The sequence below is a fragment of the Kitasatospora sp. NPDC048365 genome, from assembly GCF_043200835.1.
In the GTDB taxonomy this organism is placed as follows: Bacteria; Actinomycetota; Actinomycetes; order Streptomycetales; family Streptomycetaceae; genus Kitasatospora; species Kitasatospora terrestris.
In genome coordinates, this window is record NZ_JBICYJ010000048.1 from 1 (window position 1) to 17,515 (window position 17,515).

At 74.7% G+C, this 17,515-nt stretch carries 19 protein-coding genes; 10 read left to right on the forward strand and 9 right to left on the reverse strand.

Annotated elements, in window-relative coordinates; genetic code table 11:
* Positions 1-938 (reverse strand): alkaline phosphatase family protein (locus ACGFX4_RS34160; RefSeq protein WP_393082972.1); only part of this gene is annotated, 938 nt, incomplete at its 3' end.
* A 238-nt stretch (positions 939-1,176) separates the two neighbouring features.
* Here ACGFX4_RS34160 and ACGFX4_RS34165 point away from each other — a divergent pair.
* Complete coding sequence (locus ACGFX4_RS34165; protein WP_393082975.1) at positions 1,177-1,830, forward strand: class I SAM-dependent methyltransferase; 654 nt, start codon at positions 1,177-1,179, stop codon at positions 1,828-1,830.
* Here ACGFX4_RS34165 and ACGFX4_RS34170 read toward each other — a convergent pair.
* On the reverse strand, positions 1,726-2,505 hold the full coding sequence (locus ACGFX4_RS34170; RefSeq protein WP_393082978.1) for a helix-turn-helix domain-containing protein: 780 nt from the start codon (positions 2,503-2,505) through the stop codon (positions 1,726-1,728). The two genes, ACGFX4_RS34165 and ACGFX4_RS34170, sit on opposite strands and share 105 nt — an antisense overlap.
* 135 nt (positions 2,506-2,640) lie before the next feature.
* On the opposite strand from ACGFX4_RS34170, the gene ACGFX4_RS34175 reads away from it, so the two are divergent.
* Entirely contained in the window at positions 2,641-3,069 is a 429-nt protein-coding gene (locus tag ACGFX4_RS34175) for a glutaredoxin domain-containing protein (protein WP_393082981.1), read from the forward strand.
* Between the two features lie 4 nt (positions 3,070-3,073).
* On the opposite strand, the gene ACGFX4_RS34180 is transcribed toward ACGFX4_RS34175, so the two are convergent.
* Both ACGFX4_RS34180 and ACGFX4_RS34185 read right to left on the reverse strand, forming a co-directional pair.
* Complete coding sequence (locus ACGFX4_RS34180; RefSeq protein ID WP_393082984.1) at positions 3,074-3,502, reverse strand: nuclear transport factor 2 family protein; 429 nt, start codon at positions 3,500-3,502, stop codon at positions 3,074-3,076.
* A 73-nt stretch (positions 3,503-3,575) separates the two neighbouring features.
* Entirely contained in the window at positions 3,576-4,247 is a 672-nt protein-coding gene (locus ACGFX4_RS34185) for a DUF1345 domain-containing protein (RefSeq protein ID WP_393082987.1), read from the reverse strand.
* A gap of 71 nt (positions 4,248-4,318) precedes the next feature.
* On the opposite strand from ACGFX4_RS34185, the gene ACGFX4_RS34190 reads away from it, so the two are divergent.
* Positions 4,319-6,223, forward strand: coding sequence for a HEAT repeat domain-containing protein (locus ACGFX4_RS34190; protein WP_393082990.1), 1,905 nt, complete (start codon positions 4,319-4,321; stop codon positions 6,221-6,223).
* Between the two features lie 93 nt (positions 6,224-6,316).
* A complete protein-coding gene (locus ACGFX4_RS34195; protein ID WP_393082993.1) occupies positions 6,317-7,057 on the forward strand; it encodes a class I SAM-dependent methyltransferase in 741 nt (246 codons plus the stop codon).
* Here the strand turns inward: ACGFX4_RS34195 and ACGFX4_RS34200 are convergent.
* Complete coding sequence (locus ACGFX4_RS34200; protein ID WP_393082996.1) at positions 7,035-7,520, reverse strand: hemerythrin domain-containing protein; 486 nt, start codon at positions 7,518-7,520, stop codon at positions 7,035-7,037. The genes ACGFX4_RS34195 and ACGFX4_RS34200 overlap by 23 nt on opposite strands.
* 142 nt (positions 7,521-7,662) lie before the next feature.
* Between ACGFX4_RS34200 and ACGFX4_RS34205 the strand changes: the two genes are divergently transcribed.
* Positions 7,663-8,052: a hypothetical protein gene (locus ACGFX4_RS34205; RefSeq protein ID WP_393082999.1), complete on the forward strand. Its 390-nt coding sequence runs from the start codon at positions 7,663-7,665 to the stop codon at positions 8,050-8,052.
* A gap of 42 nt (positions 8,053-8,094) precedes the next feature.
* Here the strand turns inward: ACGFX4_RS34205 and ACGFX4_RS34210 are convergent, their stop codons facing one another.
* A complete protein-coding gene (locus ACGFX4_RS34210) occupies positions 8,095-9,801 on the reverse strand; it encodes a DUF885 domain-containing protein (protein WP_393083002.1) in 1,707 nt (568 codons plus the stop codon).
* 108 nt (positions 9,802-9,909) lie between these two features.
* Between ACGFX4_RS34210 and bla the strand changes: the two genes are divergently transcribed.
* The 4 genes from bla (at position 9,910) to ACGFX4_RS34230 (ending at position 13,187) form a co-directional block, all read left to right on the forward strand.
* On the forward strand, positions 9,910-10,824 hold the full coding sequence (gene bla / locus ACGFX4_RS34215) for a class A beta-lactamase (protein ID WP_393083005.1): 915 nt from the start codon (positions 9,910-9,912) through the stop codon (positions 10,822-10,824).
* 137 nt (positions 10,825-10,961) lie between these two features.
* On the forward strand, positions 10,962-11,444 hold the full coding sequence (locus ACGFX4_RS34220) for a carboxymuconolactone decarboxylase family protein (RefSeq protein WP_393083008.1): 483 nt from the start codon (positions 10,962-10,964) through the stop codon (positions 11,442-11,444).
* A 192-nt stretch (positions 11,445-11,636) separates the two neighbouring features.
* Positions 11,637-12,038, forward strand: a complete 402-nt coding sequence (locus ACGFX4_RS34225; RefSeq protein WP_393083011.1) for a hypothetical protein — start codon at positions 11,637-11,639, stop codon at positions 12,036-12,038.
* A 159-nt stretch (positions 12,039-12,197) separates the two neighbouring features.
* Positions 12,198-13,187 carry an aldo/keto reductase gene (locus ACGFX4_RS34230; RefSeq protein WP_393083014.1) on the forward strand — a complete coding sequence of 330 codons (990 nt, stop codon included), beginning with the start codon at positions 12,198-12,200 and terminating at the stop codon, positions 13,185-13,187.
* An 83-nt stretch (positions 13,188-13,270) separates the two neighbouring features.
* Here the strand turns inward: ACGFX4_RS34230 and ACGFX4_RS34235 are convergent, their stop codons facing one another.
* The gene (locus ACGFX4_RS34235) at positions 13,271-14,116 is read right to left on the reverse strand and encodes an SDR family oxidoreductase (RefSeq protein WP_393083017.1); all 846 of its coding nucleotides are present in this window, start codon (positions 14,114-14,116) and stop codon (positions 13,271-13,273) included.
* 87 nt (positions 14,117-14,203) lie between these two features.
* Here ACGFX4_RS34235 and ACGFX4_RS34240 point away from each other — a divergent pair, with 87 nt between their 5' ends.
* Positions 14,204-14,806: a TetR/AcrR family transcriptional regulator gene (locus ACGFX4_RS34240; RefSeq protein WP_393083020.1), complete on the forward strand. Its 603-nt coding sequence runs from the start codon at positions 14,204-14,206 to the stop codon at positions 14,804-14,806.
* A 45-nt stretch (positions 14,807-14,851) separates the two neighbouring features.
* On the opposite strand, the gene ACGFX4_RS34245 is transcribed toward ACGFX4_RS34240, so the two are convergent.
* Positions 14,852-15,229 carry a hypothetical protein gene (locus ACGFX4_RS34245; protein ID WP_393083023.1) on the reverse strand — a complete coding sequence of 126 codons (378 nt, stop codon included), beginning with the start codon at positions 15,227-15,229 and terminating at the stop codon, positions 14,852-14,854.
* Positions 15,226-17,352, reverse strand: a complete 2,127-nt coding sequence (locus tag ACGFX4_RS34250; protein WP_393083026.1) for a sigma-70 family RNA polymerase sigma factor — start codon at positions 17,350-17,352, stop codon at positions 15,226-15,228. Before ACGFX4_RS34250 ends, ACGFX4_RS34245 begins: the two co-directional genes overlap by 4 nt.
* Positions 17,353-17,515: the final 163 nt, after the last annotated feature.

Here is a 17,515-nt window from a genome sequence, read left to right on the forward strand (position 1 = left end):
CAGTTCGGGTGCTCGGTGAACGCCTCCGGCGCCGCGATCCAGGAGATCTTCGGCAGCGTCCCGGCCTGCACGTCACGCCGCAGGATGTCGAACAGACCCTCGCCCGCCTTCGCGTTGGTCCCCGTCCGCGCCTTCTCGTACAGGGCGCTGCCGGGCTGCGCGTTGCGGTAGGTGTTGAAGTACAGCAGCGAGTTGTCGCCGTAGTTGCCGCGGTACGCGTCGTTGATCCAGCCCCAGGAGCCCGCGGCGTTCAGCCCGTCGCCGATGTCCTGGTAGATCTTCCACGAGACGCCGGCCTGCTCCAGCCGCTCCGGGTAGGTCATCCACCCGTAGCCGGCCTCCTGGTTGCCCAGCACCGGGCCGCCGCCCACACCGTCGTTGCCGGTGTAGCCCGTCCACATGTAGTAGCGGTTCGGGTCGGTCGAGCCGATGAACGAGCAGTGGTAGGCGTCGCAGATGGTGAACGCGTCCGCGAGCGCGTAGTGGAACGGGATGTCGTCCCGGGTGAGGTACGCCATGGTGGTGGCGGTCTTGGCGGGCACCCACTGGTCGTACTTGCCGTTGTTGAAGGCCTTGTGGCCGCCCGCCCAGTCGTGGTTCAGGTCCTGGATGAACTGCATGCCCAGGTCGTTGACCTGCGGCCGGAACGGCAGGATCTCCTTGTTGCCGCTGTCCTTCTGGTACCAGACCGGCTTGCCGCTGGGCTGGGTCACCGGTCGGGGGTCGCCGAAGCCGCGGACGCCCTTCATCGCGCCGAAGTAGTGGTCGAAGGAGCGGTTCTCCTGCATCAGCACGACGATGTGCTCGACGTCCTGGATCGTGCCGGTGACCCCGGCCGGGGCGATCGCCTCGGCCCGCGCGATGCTCTGCGACAGCGCGGAGAACGCGACGGTGGCACCGGCGAGTTGGAAGAAGCGACGACGGTTCAGATCAGCCATGGATGCAATCGACCTTTGCATGTCACGAGGGTGGGTGAGCGGTGCCACCTAGGACAGCGCCTGCGGGGTACCGATCGGCGGACCGCTCGTGACAGCTCGCTGTACGGAAAGCGAACGCCTCAAGTTGTCTGAACATTTCGCCCCAGGAACCGGACGATCCGGACAGCTGCCCGCGGCCCGGGGCAGCACGAGCGGTTCGTTCAAGACGCGGGGTGCCCGCCCGGCCGAGACTTCCGGCATGACGACAACCGGCTTCACCCCCGCGCTCGGCCGCTTCGCCCCCACCCGCCACTACGACACGGTGATCGGCACCCTCACCCGCGAACGCCTCTGGCGCAGCCTCGCCGCCATGCACATCGCGCCGCGCCCCGACGAGACGATCGTCGACATCGGCTGCGGCACCGGCTCGCTCGCCCTGCTGCTCGCCCGGATCGAACCGCGCGCCCGGATCGTCGGCCTCGACCCCGACCCCGAGGTGCTCGCCCTCGCCCGCCGCAAGGAACCGGCCGCCGGCACCGTCGACTGGCGGGTCGGCCTGGGCGACGCGGCCGCCGACCTCCTCGGCGCCGGCACCGCCGACACCGCGGTCTCCTCGCTCGTCCTGCACCAGTGCCCGCCCGCGATGAAGCGGGCGATCCTGGCCCAGATGTTCGCCCTGCTCCGCCCCGGCGGACGGCTGGTGATCGCCGACTACGGGCTGCAGCGCACCCGCGCGATGCGGCTCGCCTTCCTCGGTGTCCAGTACGCCGACGGGCGGGCCAACACGCAGCCGAACGCCGAGGGCGTGCTACCCGACCTGATCGCCGGGGCCGGCTTCACCACCGTCCGCGAGGCCGAACTCGTCCCCACCCTCACCGGCTCGATCTCCGTGTACACCGCCCGCCGCGGCTGACGCCCGCAGCAGCGGCAGCACCGCCGACGGGGTCAGGCCCATCATCTCCCGCAACTGGCGGCTGAAATGGGCCTGGTCGGCGAACCCGCCGGTCAGCGCGGCCTCGGCGAGCGACTGGCCCTCGCCGAGCGCCCGGGCCGAGCGCACCAGCCGCTGCCAGATCCGCCAGCGGGCCAGCGGCATGCCGAGCTGCTGCCCGGCCAGCGCCCGCAGCCGCTGCGGCGACAGCCCGACCCGGGCGGCCAGCACCGGCAGCGGCAGCTGCCGCTCGGTCAGCTCCGCGAGCGCCGCGCGCAGCCGGGCGTCCACCGCGCCCGACCGGTCGCCGCCGAGGCGCCGCAGCTCGTCCTCCGCCAGGCCCGCCAGCTCCGGCACCGCCGTGATCCCGGCCCCGCACCGGGACCGCAGCCGGTCCGCGAACGCGCAGTGCGGGTCCACGAAGAACATCCGGGCCGCCCCGATCGCCGCCAGCCGGTGCCGCACCATCGGCGGCACCACCAGCACCGGGGCCCGCAGCCACTGCCCCGCCGCGTCCGCCATCGCGACCTCGCCCGCCTCCGCGACCGCCACCTGGAACGCCGCGTGCCGGTGGTACCCGGCCTCCGCCACCGGACCCCGGTAGTACGCGTACCCCTCCCGCACCACGAAGTACGGCGCCCGCTCTCCCCCACCCATGCCCGGCATGCTCCCACAGCGCCGATCTCCCGCTGCTCCGCCACGGGCGGGAGTCCGACCTCGGACCGTGGGCGTGCCACCACGGCGGGACCTCCCCGACCGGGGCCGACCGGTGGTCACGTACGCTCCGACACCATGACGCGTGTCTGGATCCTGCCGGCCCTGCTGGTGCTCTGCGGTGCGGCCCTGACGGCCGGACGTCTGCGCGACGGATCGCCGGCCGACGCCACCGTGCTCCTGGCGGTGTTCCTCCTGCTCGCCGCCGTGACCTCGCCGCTGGCCTTCCCCCGCTCGGTCGGCGCGGAGGAGGCGCAGCGGCGCAGCGCGGCCGACGGCCGGCCGGTCGTCTACTGGCGGCCGGGCTGCGCGTACTGCCTGCGGCTGCGCCTCCGGTTGGGCCGCCGGGCCGGCCGGGCGCACTGGGTGAACATCTGGCGCGACCCGGCCGGGGCGGCGGCGGTCCGGGCCGTCAACGACGGCAACGAGACGGTGCCGACCGTCGTGGTGGCGGGCGGCGCCCACACCAACCCGGACCCGGCCTGGGTGCTGGAGCGGCTGCGCTGACCCGTCAGCGGTAGAACGTCCGCCCGGCGGCGCCGGAGGACACGGACCAGACCTCGACGATCCGGCCGCCCTCGACCCGGAACATGTCGATGCCGCTCCTGGCGACCTTCCCGCCGTCCTCCGTGGCGAAGGTCGCCAGGTACGGCCGCGCGACCGACCCGGCGGGCGCGCCGCCGACCGGGGAGAGATCCACCACGGCCGTGCCCTCCGCCGCGAAGACCAGCCCGGTACGCGTCCCGTGCCAGGCCTCGACGACCGCGGCGAGCTGCTTCGGCGTCCGCACCTCGTCGAACGCCTCGGTGCCCGCCTGCGCGTACCTCAGCACGAACTCCGGTGCCATCACGGCCTCGGCCATCGCCAGGTCGCCGTTCCACAGCGCCGTCCACCGGTCGAACAGCTCGACTCCGTACGCGCGCAGGTCGTTGTCGCCCACAGCACCCCCCGTGAGAATCCCAGGCTTCCTGCCCGGTCGTACCCGACCTTAACGGCGGGGTACGACAACGCCCCTACGCGCCGAGCGCGGAGACCAGCGAGGCGACCGTGACGGTGTTGAAGACGAACGCGATCACCGCGTTGGCGGCGACCGTGCGCCGCATCTCCCGCGACCGCACGTCCACGTCCGTGGTGCCGAAGGTGGTCATCACCGACAGGGCGAAGTACATGTAGTCGGACCAGCCGGAGGCGCCCTCGCCCGGGAACTCCAGGGCCCGCTCGTCCTCCACCAGGTTGTCGGCCTGGAAGGACACCGCGAAGGACACCGCCACGCACACCCAGGCCACCGCCACCAGGCCGAGCGCCACCACCGCGCGCAGCGCCCGGTCCCCCAGCGCCGAACCCAGGTGCCCCGGCAGCCACAGCATCGCCACCACCAGTGCGGCGGCCGCGATGAACACCGACACCCCCGGCCCGGGGGCACCTCCCAGCAGGTAGCGCTGCAGCACCGTGCCCCGGCTCTCCCGCCGGGCCCAGCTCCGCACCTGGGCGGGTGACGCGGTCAGAAAGGCCGTCAGCGTGGTGCCCAGGTAGGTGGCGAGGTAGCAGAACAGCACCAGCACACCCGAGTCCGCGGCCGACAGCGCGCCCGCGTCGACGTCGAGGACCAGCAGCAGCACGGCCGCGCAGACCGCGACGGCGGTGCTCACCGTGGAGCGGCGGCGTTCGGAGAGCCAGGTGTGCACGATCCGACGCTACGTCACGCGGCCGGGGAAAACCGGCCGCGCCGGGTGGGCCGCTCTGTTTCAATGCCCGCATGCGAACCTCTGGCATCCGGGCCTTCGTCCACCGGCAGCTCGACGGCCGGCTGCTCCCGTACAGCGACCGGCCCACCCTGCTCGTCGACCACCTGGACGAGGCCGCCGCCGGGGTCGCCGCCCGCACCGAGGACCCGGTCGCGGTAGCCGCCGTCCACGTCTACGGGCTGATCCGCCACGACGGCTGGACGCGGGAGCGCCTGGTGGCCGCCGGCTTCACCCGGGCTGTGGTCTCCGCCGCCGAGGCCACCCACCGGCACGTCAGCGGCCGCCACCGCTTCCCGGCAGCCGCCGCGCGCCGCGCGCACCTCATCGACGAGTGCGTCCGCGCCGTGTCCGGCAGGCTGCCGCAGACCCCGCAGGAGAGATCGAGCGACCGCGTCTGGACGGATCTCAACCGCGAAGGCCGACCGGACAGGGCCACCGTCGCCAAGCTGATCGGCGATCTGGACAGCGCTGACCCGGAGACCTGGTGGTACGCCGTCGGCATGCTCCCGCACGCCCGCTCGGCCGCGGCCGTCGAACCGCTGATCGCGGCCTGGGAGCGGCTGCGTCCGACCGCCGACGACCCGCAGGCCGGCTACGCGGAGCGCAGCGGCGTCAAGTACGCCTTGCGTGCCTCGCTCGCCGCCGCCGACCTCGAACTCCTGCTCCGCGTCGCCGACCACCCCGACGCGGCGGTACGCTGCGCCGCCGCCCACGCCCTGCGCGGCGTGGACGACGAACGCGCCCGGGCCGCCGTCCTGCGCCACGACCTCGCCTCCGCCGGGAAGCTGCTCGGCCTGGCCGCCACCGACCCGGCGCCCGTGCCCGGCGCGGACCTGACGGCGCGCCTGGTCGGCCGGCTCTCCGACGATGACCACCGGCATCGTCCCGGCGCTGTGGCCGGCCGGCCCCGCCACAAGGTCCTGGACGCGTTGGGCCGGCTCGGCGACGCGTCCTGCCTCCCGGCGCTCACCGCGTCGCTCGGCCGGACGGACGACGGCCACGGCCAGATCCGCGCCGAGCGGGCGATCGAGGCGATCGGCGGGACCGAGGCGCTTCGGCGGGCGGTCCTCGCCGTCCTGGACGACCCGAGCGCCGACCCGACCCGGGCCGCCCAGCTCGCCGCGCGGCTGCGGATGGCCGAGGCGATACCGGGGCTGACGGCGGTGGCGGCCCGTGCCGACGGTCCGATCATGATGGCCGTCCTGTCCGCACTGCTCGGGCTCCGCGCCCGGTCGGCCGTCCCGGTCCTCGTCGAGGTGCTGGACCGCCTCGAACCCCGGCGGTCCTGGCTGCGGCCCGACCTGCTCGACACCATCGGACGGCTCGACCCCGAACTCGCCGTCGAGCACTTCCTGGTGGCCGCCCGCCACCGCAGAACCCACCGCATCGCCCTGGACGCCCTCGCCCGCTGCCGCGACCCGCGGGCCACCGCCCTGGTCACCACCGCCCTGCTGTCCGGCGCGAGCCGGACGGCACTCGTCCGGCCTCTCGCCGAACGCGCCGACCCCGACCTGCTCGACGCGCTGGCCCACGTCGTGGCCACCACCCCGGACCGAAGGGTCCGTCAGGTCGCCACCCGCGGGATCCTGAGGACCCTGCGGGTCGCCCCGGACCGGGCCGACTCCACCCTGAGGTCCCTCGCCTTCTCCTCCGTGCAGGCGCGGATCGCGGCCGCCTGGCTGGAGGGCCGGCTCGGCCCCCAGAACCAGCGCGACCCGCTGCGCCGCCTGATCGAGGCGAGCCGCTCCCCCGACCCGCGGGTCCGCGCCCAGGCGGCCCGGTCCTTCGTCCTCCTCGGCACCCCGGACGCCCTCGACCTGGTCCGCACCCTGTGCGAGGACCCCAGCCGGCACGTCCGCGCCTGCGCCGTCGGGCACCTCACGGCGGCCCGCCCCGACCTCCGGCCGACCGGCTGAGGCCCCCGGTCCCGCTCTACGTCCCCAGCGCCCGGTGCCCGCCGAACGTCCCGGGGGCGCCCGACCCCCGCCCGATGCCCCGAGAGGAGCCCGATGCTCGACTACGACCACGAGGCCCGGACCTACGACGCCACCCGCGGCGGCGAGCCGCGCGCCGAGGCCGCCGCCGCGGCGGTGGAGCGCCTGCTGCCGCCCGGCGCCCGCACCGTGCTCGACCTGGCCTGCGGCACCGGCATCGTCACCCGCCGACTGCGGCGACCCGGACGGACCGTCATCGGCGTCGACCGCTCACCCGGGATGCTCGCCGCGGCCGCCCGCCGTCTGCCGGGCGGGCTGGTCCGGGCCGACGCCACCCGCCTGCCGCTGGCCCCCGGCGGCGTGGACGCGGTGGTGACCGTGTGGCTGCTCCACCTCCTGCCCGACCCGCTCCCGGTGCTCGCCGAGGCGGCCCGGGTGCTGCGCCCCGGCGGGGTGCTGGTCACCACCGTCGACAAGGACGACGCCTACTTCGCCGAGGACAGCGACCTCGCCCGGCTGACCGGGCCCCTCCGTCTGCGGTACGCGTCCCGGCTGCCCGACCACGCCCCGCTGCTGATCGAGCGGGCGGCCGGCCTCGGGCTGCGGTTGGCCGACGAGACCGTCTTCCCCGGCACCGGGCAGGGGCGCAGCCCGCGCGGCCTGCTCGCGGCGCTCGACCGCGGCCACGTGCCCTGCTGCAACCACGCCTCCCCGGTGGAGGTCGCGGAGGTCCGCCGCCGCCTGGCCGCCCTGCCCGACCAGGAGACCGCCCGCCCGGATCCGCTCTACCGGCTCATCGCGCTGCGTCGCCACTGACCGGCCCGCCCCCGGCGAAGGCGTTCGTCTGCCAGGCGGCCATGGCCGTGTTCCACTGCTCGCCGGTGAGTTCGGTCAGCGCGGCGGGGAAGAGGCCGTCCTCCTCCTTGGCGATGTGGTGCTCCAGTTCGGCCGTCGAGCGGACGAACTCGGCCCGCTGCTCGGCCGATTCCAGGTCGAGGCCGGCCAGGAAGTCGGCGAGCTCGCGGTGCTCGCGGACCAGGTCGTCGATGTAGGCCGCGTACTCGGGGTTCTCGTGCATGACCGCGAACAGGCCCTGCTCCTCGCCGGCCCAGTGCCGGCGCAGCTGCTCGGCCATCGGCACGACCAGCCGGCGGGCCCCGGCCACGTCGCCCGCGTCGAGCGCCCGGACCGCGGCGCCGGCCAGGTCGGTGACGGACGCGTGCTCGGCGATGAACTCCTTGATCAGCGGGATCTCACGACACCCGCAGTAGTGGCACATCCCTCACCCTCTCGTCCCCGCGATCGTGCCAGCACCGGGCGGCCGTCCCCGGCCACCACGCCGAACGGCCCGGCGCCGCCTCCTGCCCGACCGATCGGAACCCACCGTTCCGTCGTACGCGGTGACCTGCGAGAGTGGGCAGATGCTTCTCCCTCCCGAGCAGACCCTGTTCGTCCGCGGCACCGTCCCCGCGCTGCTGCTGGCCGCCGCCCCCGTCCACGACGACCTGCCGGTCCTGGCCGTCGCCGACGGCGAGGTGCCCCACTGCGAGGGGTGGAGCATCGTTCCCAAGCTCACCCTCTGCGTCGTCGACGGTCCGGGCGACGCCGGCATCGTCATCCCCGCGATGGTCGCGCCGGTCGTCGACGGGCATCAGGGACTGCCGGCCGACCTCGCCGACTGGTGCGAGGACGCCGAGCGGGCCGGCGGCGCCGTGGTCCTCTCCCTCGACGCCCTGCCCGAGTCCCTCGACTGGACGCACCTGCTCCGCTCCGGCACCTCCCGCGGCGGCTTCCTCCCCGCCCTGACCTGACACCCCCTCCGAGCCGGGGGCGCACCCCGGCGCGGCGGTGTCCTACGCGATCTCGGCGAGCTGGTCGACCAGGTCGTCCAGGCCGAGCGACCCCTGGCCGAGCGCGCCCATGTGCCAGGCCTTGAGGTCGAACGCGGCCCCCTGCCGACGGCGGGCGCTCTCCCGTCCCCGCAGCCAGGCGCGTTCGCCGAGCTTGTAGCCGATCGCCTGGCCCGGCCAGCCGAGGTACCGGACGATCTCGCTCTCCCGCAGCTGGGCCGGACTGCCGTTGAACTCGGCCATGAACGCGGTGGCCAGTTCGGGGGTCCACCGCTCGCCGGGGTGGAAGCCGGCGTCGGCGGGGATCCGCAGGCCGAGGTGCATGCCGATGTCGACGATCACCCGGATCGTGCGCAGCATCTGCTGGTCGAGGAAGCCGAGGCGGTGGGCGGGGTCCTCGAAGAAGCCCAGTTCGTCCATGAGCCGTTCCGCGTACAGCGCCCAGCCTTCGATGTTGGCGCTGACCGTGCCCAGGGTGGTCTGGTACCGGCTGAGCCGGTCGGCGAGCGCCACCCACTGGGCGAGCTGCAGGTGGTGGCCGGGAACGCCCTCGTGGTACCAGGTCGTGACGAGCTGCCAGGTCGGGAAGGCGGTCCGGCCGAGGGTGGGCAGGTAGGTACGGCCGGGGCGGCTGAAGTCCAGGCTGGGGCCGGTGTAGTAGGGCGCGGCGGCGGTCCCGGGGGGTGCTGTCCGGGATTCCACCCTGCGCAGCGGCCCGGCGATGTCGAAGTGGGTGCCGTCGAGCGCGGTGATCGCCCGGTCCATCACCTGCTGGAGCCAGTCCCGGACCGCCTCCTCGCCGTGCACGGTGTGGCCGTGCCGTTCCAGGTGGTCCACCGCCTCCATGACCCCCGCCCCGGGCAGGACGCGCTGCGCCTCGGTCCGCATCTCCGCGGCCGTGCGGTGGAACTCGCTCCAGGCCCAGGCGTACGCCTCGTCCAGGTCGGGGTCGGCGCCGGCGCTGTGGCGGACCGCGAGGCGGTAGCGCTCCCGGCCGACGGCGTCCGGGACACCCGCTGCGGCCGCGGCCGGCGCGTAGGTGTTCCGCAGCCAGTCGCGGAAGCCGGCGACCGCGGCGGTGGCCTGCCGGGCGGTACCATCCAGCTCGGTGCGCAGCCGCTCGGGCCCGGGTGCGACGAAGTCGGCGAACCAGCCTGCGCCGCCGGTCGCTTCCCCCGTCCAGGCGGTGAGCTGGTCGGCCACCGCGGCCGCCTGGCGCGGGGCCGCGAGCAGCCCGCGGGCAATCCCCTCGGTGAGGGTGGCACGGTAGCCGTCGAGCGCGGCGGGCAGGTTGCGGAGCCGACCGGCCACCGCCACCCACTGCTCGTCCGTCTCGGTCGGCATGTAGGTGAAGATGTCCCGCACCTGGTGCACGTGGGCACCGATGGTGCGCAGCTGACGGAAGTTCTCCCCGCTTTCGTGCAGGGCGAGTTCGGCGCTGAGGCGGTCCCGGAGCAGCCGCTCGCAGCGCCGGTCGGCGGGGTCCGTCCAGGCCGCTCCGACGGCGGTGGCAGCGGTGGCGGCGTCGAGCTCCGCGAGGGTGCCCCGGACGGTGTCGGCGTGTGCCTCGAATCCCTCCGGGGAGAGGCCCGGTTGCCTGTCGTCACCCGGGTGCAGACCCAACCAGGCGGCCTCCAGCGGATCATGGGCGGCCACCCGGTCGAGGTGGCGGTCGGCGATGGTGCGCGGAGTGATCGTTTCATCGGCCATGGGGCCATCATGTCCGATCCCCGTAACCATTCGGGCCCGAACCGCGTGTTGGGATAGGAGGGACCGGACGGTCGGCCGTCCGGTCAACCACCGGAAACGGAGGAAGACATGACTGTGCGTCCGAACAGGCGCGGGCTGCTCACCGGAGCCGCGGCGACGGCCCTCGCCGTCGCACTCCCCCTCGGCAGCGGCAGCGCCGCCGCCCACGGCCGGGGCAGCGTCCCCGACCTCGGCGAGGAGCTGCGCGCCCTCGAACAGGAACACGCCGCCCGGCTCGGCGTCTTCGCGTACGACACCGGCACGGGCCGGACGGTGCGCCACCGGGCGGACGAGCTGTTCCCGTACTGCTCGACCTTCAAGACGATCGCCGTGGCCGCCGTCCTGCGGGACCTCGACCACGACGGCGGCTACCTCGCCAAGGTGATCCGCTACACCGAGAAGTACGTCACCAAGTCCGGCTACGCCCCGATCACCGGCCTGCCGGAGAACCTCGCCCACGGCATGACCGTCGCCGACCTGTGCGCCGCCGCCATCACCCACAGCGACAACGGCGCGGCCAACCTGCTGCTGCGCGAGCTCGGCGGCCCGACCGCCGTGACCCGCTTCTGCCGCTCCCTCGGCGACCCGGTCACCCGCCTCGACCGCTGGGAACCCGACCTCAACACGGCCGAACCGGACCGGGTCACCGACACGTCGAGCCCCCGCGCCCTCGCCCGCACCTACGCCCGCCTCACCCTCGGCAACGCCCTCACCCCACCGGACCGGGAACGCCTCACCGGCTGGCTGCTGGCCAACACCACCAGCACCCGCCGCTTCCGCGCCGGGCTCCCCGCGGACTGGACCCTCGCCGACAAGACCGGCACCGGCAGCTACGGCACCACCAACGACGCCGGCCTCACCTGGCCGCCCGGCCGCGCGCCGATCGTGCTGGTGGTCCTCTCCACCAAGCACGACCCCACCGCCCCCGCCGACGAACCCCTGGTCGCCCGCACCGCCGAACTCCTCGCCACCGCCCTGGCCTGACCTGACCTGGCCTGGCCTGAGCCGAACCCCGTCCTCGAGAAGTTTCCGGAGAAACCCGCGCCCGGCTGTCACATCGCCGGGCCGGGATCCGTCGGTGCAGTGACAGCAACGAACGGAACCCCCGAGAGGACCACCCCATGACCACCGCGCCGCGCTCCCGGATGTCCGACCCGATCGCCCAGGTCCCCGAGCTGGAGGAGCTCTCCGGCTGGCTGTTCCGCGCCACCGGCAACCGCTCCGTCCCGCGCACCACCATCGGCCTGGTCCAGCTCCGGGCCGGGCAGATCGTCGGCAGCACCTACCTCACCGCCCTGCACACCGGGCTCCTCCGCAAGGCCGGCGAGAGCGAGGAGCGCCTCGACGCGGTCGCCACCTGGCGGTCCGCGCCGTACTTCACCCCCGCCGAGCGGGTCGCCTTCGCCCTGGTCGAGGCCGTGCTCACGCCCAACCCGCAGGGCGAGCGGGTCTCCGACGAGCTGTACGCCGAGGCCGCCGAGCACTACGACCCCAAGGCGCTGACCACCCTCACCCTCGCCATCGGCCAGGTGAACTTCTTCGTCCCGCTGGCCCTGATCGGCAAGCCCGTCCCCGGCGTCAAGCCCGCCGACCAGTGGACCTGATCCCGGGGAACAAGACCTGACCGGACCCGATCCGGAACCCGGCCGGGCGCCCACCGTGGGTGCCCGGCCGGGCGCTGCGCGCGACTGGGGGTGCGAATAGGTAGCGCCCGCAATTGAACCCCCAGTGATCCGCGCGGTCTGCTGGACGTGCCGCCGCAGCCCGGCGGCCCCGAGATCAGGCAGGTGGCATCGATGGACGCATTCGAGCGAGCCGGCGACGCCGGACAGCAGCCCCGTACGGCGGCCTACCTCCGCTCCTACCCCTTCGACCCGACCGGGATGGAGTGCCAGCGCTGGGCCCTGGACTCCCTCGCCGCCGACCACGGGCTGCCCGAACCGCAGCTGCACATCGACAACGGCCTGCGCGTCGCCGACGGCCTCCCGGCCCTGGACGCCCTGCTGCGCGCCGTCGCCGCCGGCTGGATCACGGCGGTCCTGGTCCCCGGGCTGTACGTGTTCGGCCTGCGCGCCGAGCAGACGGCCTCGGTCCTGCGGGTCCTGGACCTGCACGGCTGTCGCCTGCTCCAGCTGCCCTCCCGGCACGCCCGGGCGCGCGGCACGGCGCCCGACGACCCGATCGCCGCGGCGGCCTGACGCAGCCACCGCCCGGCCGGATACGTCCCCGGCCCGCGCCGCCCGGCCCGGACGGGCCCCCGGCGGGTGCCGTCCACCGCCCGGAACAGGACGGATAGGGTGCGGACGGGGCCACCACGGCCCCGTCCGCACCGCCGTCACCGTCACCGAGGGCCGCTCATGTCGCACGCACCGACCGCCGATCCCCGCCCGTCCGTCGCCCGGTACGGCCTGGGCACGGCCGCGGTCGGACGGCCCGGGTACATCACGCTCGGCCGCGACCGGGACCTGCCGGCCGACCGCACCGTCGACGCCCTCCGCGAGCGGACCCACGAGCTGCTCGACGCCGCGTACGCCGCCGGCGTGCGGTACCTGGACACCGCCCGCTCGTACGGGCGCGCCGAGGAGTTCCTCGGCGGATGGCTGGCCGCCCGGCCGGACGCCGCGGCGCAGTGCACGGTCGGCAGCAAGTGGGGCTACACCTACACCGCCGACTGGCGCGCCTCCGGGGTGCCGGTGCACGAGGTGAAGGAGCACTCGGTGGCGGTGTTCGACCGCCAGATCGCCGAGACCCGGGCCACCCTCGGCCGGCTGCCCGACATCTACCTGGTGCACTCCGTCACCCCGGACAGTCCGGCGCTCACCGACCCGGTCCTGCACGGGCGCCTCGCCGCGCTGGCCGCGGAGGGCGTCCGGGTGGGGCTCTCCACCAGCGGTCCGGCGCAGGCGGCGGCGATCCTGGCCGCACTGGACGTCACGGTCGACGGCCGGCCCCTCTTCACCGCCGTCCAGTCCACCTGGAACGTCCTGGAGACCTCCGCCGGACCCGCGCTCGCCGAGGCGAGCGCCCGCGGCATGCTGGTCGTCGTCAAGGAGGGCATGGCCAACGGCCGCCTCGCCGACCGCAACGCCACCGGCCCCGACACCGCCGCGCTGCGCGCCGTCGCCGCCCGCACCGGGACCACCTGCGACGCGCTCGCGCTCGCCGCCGCGGCCGCCCGGCCGTGGGCCGACCTGGTGCTCTCCGGCGCGGCCACCACCGGGCAGCTCGCCTCCAACCTGGCGGCCGCCGACCTCGCCCTCACCCCGGACGACCTGGCCGATCTCGCCCCGCTCGCCGAACCGGCCGACCACTACTGGAAGACCCGCTCCGCCCTCCCCTGGGCCTGAGCGCCTGAACCCCGGCGCCCCGGCCTGAAGGCCTGAGCGCCCACACCTCAGCCGCCCGGGCCTGCAGGCCTGAGCACCGCCGGTCAGCGGAACGCCGGCAGGTTGCGCGCGACCCACGCCTCGAACGGGCTCGCCGGGCGGCCGAGGACGGCCTCCGTGTCCGGGCCGACCGCCAGCTCGGCCGGCCGCGGCTCGCCGAGGATGTCCAGGGTGCCGGTGACGACCTGCTCCGGCATGAACCGGGCCATCGCCGCGGACGCCTCCGCGCGGGAGAGCTCCACGAACGCGACCTCCTCCCCCAGCGCCTCCCCGATGGCGGCGACCTGCGCGCGCGGGCTGATCGGCGCGGGGCCGGTCAGGGTGTAGGTGCGGCCCGCATGCCCGTCCTCGGTCAGCGCGGCCGCCGCGACGGCCGCGATGTCCGCGGGGTCGACCACCGGCAGCGCCACGTCGCCGAACGGCGCGAACGCCGTCCGCCCGGTGCGCACCGTCTCCGCCCAGGCGAAGGCGTTGGAGGCGAACCCGGCGGGCCGCAGGACGGTGAACGCCCGCCCGGACGCCCGCACCGCCGCCTCGAACTCCCGCAGCCGGGCGTGCGAGGGAGCGTCCGGGCGGGTCGCGCTCGCCTGCGAGGAGACCAGCACGATCCGCTCCACCCCGGCTTCGCCGGCCGCCTTCACCAGCGCGTCCGGGCTCTCACCACCGAGGTTGAGCTCCCCGCCGAGCACCAGGAACAGCGCACGCGCCCCGGCCAGCGCCGGCCCCATGCCCGCCGCCTCGCCGACGTCCGCCCGCACCCACCGGACACCCGCCGCGCCACCTCCCGCCTGCGGCCGCCGCGAGACCGCTACGACTTCCTCCCCCGCCCCTGCCAGCAGACCGACCAGCGTCCGCCCGATGTTGCCGGTGGCACCCGTCACTGTGATCATCACAGTCCCCTTCGATCGAGTGAGTTAGTTGACTGACTTGGTTCGACCGTAGCACGCTCCCACCGAAGGATGTCTATAGTCAGTTGGGTGACCAACTCAGTGGATCGACGGACCCAGGCCTCGCACAAGCGCCGGCGTCTCACCGCGGCCGCCGCCAAGGTCCTGCACGAGCAGGGCGTCGAACGCACCACCCTCGCCGACATCGCCCGCGAGGCCGACGTCCCGCTCGGGAACGTCTACTACTACTTCAAGACCAAGGACGAGCTGGTCCGGGCCGCCCTCTCCGAGCACACCGCGCACCTCGACCAGCTCACCGACACGCTCGATCGGTTCACCGACCCCCGCGACCGCCTGAAGGCCCTGGTCGTCAGCTGGATCGGCGAGCGCGAACGCTCCGCCCTGCACGGCTGCCCCACCGGCACCCTCGCCGTCGAGCTCGACAAGCGCACCGACGGCACCCTCGACGCCGAGGTCGGCGCGGTGATCCGCCGCCTCCTCGACTGGTCCGCCGCCCAGTTCCGCGCCCTCGGCCTCCCCGGCCCCGACGGCCTCGCCCTCACCCTGGTCGCCGGCTACCAGGGCATGTCCCTCCTCGCCAACGCCCTCCGCGACCCCGAGATCATGACCCGCGAAGGCACCCGCCTCCTCGACTGGCTCGACTCCCTCCAGCCGATGCCGTCAACCGCCTGACCATCCGTCACGCGGGCCCGGTCCACGGGCGTCAGTCCACGGGCGTCAGCGATCGACCGCGACAGGGGCGTCAGCCGGCCAGGAGCCCCTGCCGACAACGTGCGCCACGATCCTGAGCGCCTCGGCGAGGGGCACGGTGTCCTCGTCCGGGTACTCGTCGTGCTGCCCGTTGGAGAGGACGAACCCGCCGCTCGATCCCTCGGCCCCCGGTGTCACGGCGTGCTCGCCGGGATCACCCTCCTCCTCGAACAGCACGACCATCACGCGCTCGGCGTTGGTCACGAAGGCCAGCGACCGTCCGGAGGTGCTGGTCAGCCACGTCTCGAACCGGCCACTGACGATCCTCGACCGCAGAGTCTCCCCCACCGCTGCGGACGACACGGCAACACGGCTGCCGTCGTCGATCACCCATGTCTCGGTCACTGGTCGGTCCGTTCGGTCATGGTGGCGCCGCGGCCGGTCCGGGTGGTGAGGAAGGAAGTCACCGGGAGGCCGCCGGCGGGTGGGCGGGGCCCTTCGGCGCTCGCGGGGTCGGTGGCGGTGAAGGTGTCGGCGCCGACGCCCCACGTGTCGCCGGTGGAGCGGACGGCGGGGCCGAGGTCGGCGTCGCGGCCGTTGGCGGCGGCGATGTCGGACGAGGTGACGGCGGCCGCGTCGGGGAGGAAGAAGCCGACCAGGCCGTTGCGGTACGCGGTGTTGCCGGTGAGCCGGATCGCGCCGGGGTTGCCCTCGTCGTTGAAGCCCAGGCCCGTGTTGTCCCAGGCCGCGTTGTTGCGGACCAGGTGGGTGACGGCGGCGCGCCCGTTGCCGCCGCCCAGGGTGAACCCGTTGCCGTTGCGGTACGACCAGTTGCTGTCGACGGTGACCGGGCTGGTGAACCCGCCGAGGTCCAGGCCGTCGGTGGCGTTGCGGAAGAACCGGCAGCCGCGCACCACATTGCCCTCGCCCGAGCCGAAGGTGAGGCCCAGTCCGATTCCCGCCCCGCCGGCCGGGTCGCGGTTCGCGTAGAAGTCGCTGTCCAGCACGGCGTTGCCGCTCGTCCCGGCGTCGCGCAGCAGCAGGCCGGAGCGCGCGTTGTCGTGGAAGGCGAGCCGCCGGAACACGGTGGACCGGCAGCCGCTGCACACGTACGCGTGGCTCGCCGAGCCGCGCAGCTCCAGCCCCTGGACCGTCCAGTACCCGCCGGTCTGGGTGACCGCCCAGGCGGTGGCGGGCAGTGCGGAGGCGTCGAGGACGGGTCGCTCGTCCCGGTAGTTGCTCAGCGTGATGCGCTGCGCGTCCGTCCCGGCGGTGGTGATGGTGACGGGCGCGGCCATCCGGTACGTGCCGCCGCGCAGTGCGATCGACTGCCCGGGGCGTACGACGGCGGCCGCGCGGCCGAGGGTGGCGTACGGGCGGGCGAGGCTGCCGTCACCGGTGTCGGAGCCGTCCGGGGCGACGTAGAGGTCGGCGACCGCCAGCCCGGCCGGCGCCGCAGCGGGCGCGGGCGACCCGGACGGCGACGGCGGGGCGGGCGGCGCACCGACCGATGAAGGAGTACCGGTGACCGCGGTGGCGGGGGCCGTCGACGGTCCTGCCGACGCGGTCGGGGCGGCGGCTCCGGGCTGCGACGGTGCGGGCCCCGACCACGGCGTGAGGGCGAGGACCACCGCCACCACGACAGCAACGGCACCGGCGGTGGCCCCGGCCACCGCCCGACCGCCCGGCACCCGACTGCCCAGCACCCGGCGGCCGCCGCCGGCCGCGAGCGAGGTCAGGCGGTCGGCGAGGTGGTCCGGCACCAGCAGCAGGCCGAGGCCGGGCAGCAGCCGTTCCGGCGCGACCAGGCCGTTCGCCCGCGCGCCGCACGCCTCGCAGGCGCGGGTGTGCCGGATCAACCGCTTGCGCAGAACGGAGCCGGTGGTGGTGCCGTCCCAGTCGTGGACGAGCTCGGCGAGTGCGGCGCAGCGCGGAACGGCGTCGAGGGCGGCCACCACGGTACGGGCGGCCTCGAGTTGGGCCTTGGTCCGTTTCAGCCGGACGGCGGTGTGCGGCTGGTCGATGCCGAGCGCGTCGGCGAGTTCGGCGCGAGTGAGCAGGCCGGAGACCTCCTGCCACCAGAGGGCGAGGAGCTGCCGGTCGGCGGGTTCCAGCCACTGGCCGGCCCGGACGAGGTCGCGGCGCTGGGCGGACAGGACGAGTTCGGCGACGCTGCGCTCCGCGAAGTCGGTGGCGGGGTCGGGGACGTCCAGGACCTCGTAGTGGTGCGGGGTCTCGACGATGCGGCGGCGGCCGTGTTCCTGGAGTTGCCGGTAGGCGATGGCGACGAGCCAGGAGCGGAAGCGGTCCGGTTCGCGCAGGGTGGGCAGGCCGCGGACGGCGCGCAGCATCGTCTCCTGGACGAGGTCGTCGACGTCGGCGGGGCGTACCGAGCGGCCGACCACGTTGTAGATCAGCGGCAGGTGTGCGGCGAGGAGCTGGTTCAGGGCGCGGTCGTCGCCGTTCTGCGCGGCGTGGACGAGGTGGACGGTGTCCGGTGCGGCTTCGCGCTGGTTGCCCGTGAGCACTGGGTGTTCTCCTGGCCGCGACCGCCCGGGCCGGGGAGGCGTGGGCGGGCGGTGGCGGTGTGACGGGCCGGGGACCGCGACACGCTGGCGACCGGACACGCTGATGGCTGGGGTTCCGCATCCTGGCATGGCCCTGCTCGGCAGTAAAGCGCGGGTGTCTGAG

Excerpts from the sequence above, each read along its gene's own strand:
- ACGFX4_RS34230 (WP_393083014.1), top strand. The coding sequence starts at position 12,198 with ATGTCGCACGCACCGACCGCCGATCCCCGCCCGTCCGTCGCCCGGTAC.
- ACGFX4_RS34175 (WP_393082981.1), top strand. The coding sequence starts at position 2,641 with ATGACGCGTGTCTGGATCCTGCCGGCCCTGCTGGTGCTCTGCGGTGCG.
- bla (WP_393083005.1), top strand. The coding sequence starts at position 9,910 with ATGACTGTGCGTCCGAACAGGCGCGGGCTGCTCACCGGAGCCGCGGCG.
- ACGFX4_RS34220 (WP_393083008.1), top strand. The coding sequence starts at position 10,962 with ATGACCACCGCGCCGCGCTCCCGGATGTCCGACCCGATCGCCCAGGTC.
- ACGFX4_RS34205 (WP_393082999.1), top strand. The coding sequence starts at position 7,663 with ATGCTTCTCCCTCCCGAGCAGACCCTGTTCGTCCGCGGCACCGTCCCC.
- ACGFX4_RS34225 (WP_393083011.1), top strand. The coding sequence starts at position 11,637 with ATGGACGCATTCGAGCGAGCCGGCGACGCCGGACAGCAGCCCCGTACG.
- ACGFX4_RS34190 (WP_393082990.1), top strand. The coding sequence starts at position 4,319 with ATGCGAACCTCTGGCATCCGGGCCTTCGTCCACCGGCAGCTCGACGGC.
- ACGFX4_RS34170 (WP_393082978.1), bottom strand. The coding sequence starts at position 2,505 with ATGGGTGGGGGAGAGCGGGCGCCGTACTTCGTGGTGCGGGAGGGGTAC.
- ACGFX4_RS34200 (WP_393082996.1), bottom strand. The coding sequence starts at position 7,520 with ATGTGCCACTACTGCGGGTGTCGTGAGATCCCGCTGATCAAGGAGTTC.
- ACGFX4_RS34165 (WP_393082975.1), top strand. The coding sequence starts at position 1,177 with ATGACGACAACCGGCTTCACCCCCGCGCTCGGCCGCTTCGCCCCCACC.
- ACGFX4_RS34195 (WP_393082993.1), top strand. The coding sequence starts at position 6,317 with ATGCTCGACTACGACCACGAGGCCCGGACCTACGACGCCACCCGCGGC.
- ACGFX4_RS34235 (WP_393083017.1), bottom strand. The coding sequence starts at position 14,116 with ATGATCACAGTGACGGGTGCCACCGGCAACATCGGGCGGACGCTGGTC.
- ACGFX4_RS34210 (WP_393083002.1), bottom strand. The coding sequence starts at position 9,801 with ATGGCCGATGAAACGATCACTCCGCGCACCATCGCCGACCGCCACCTC.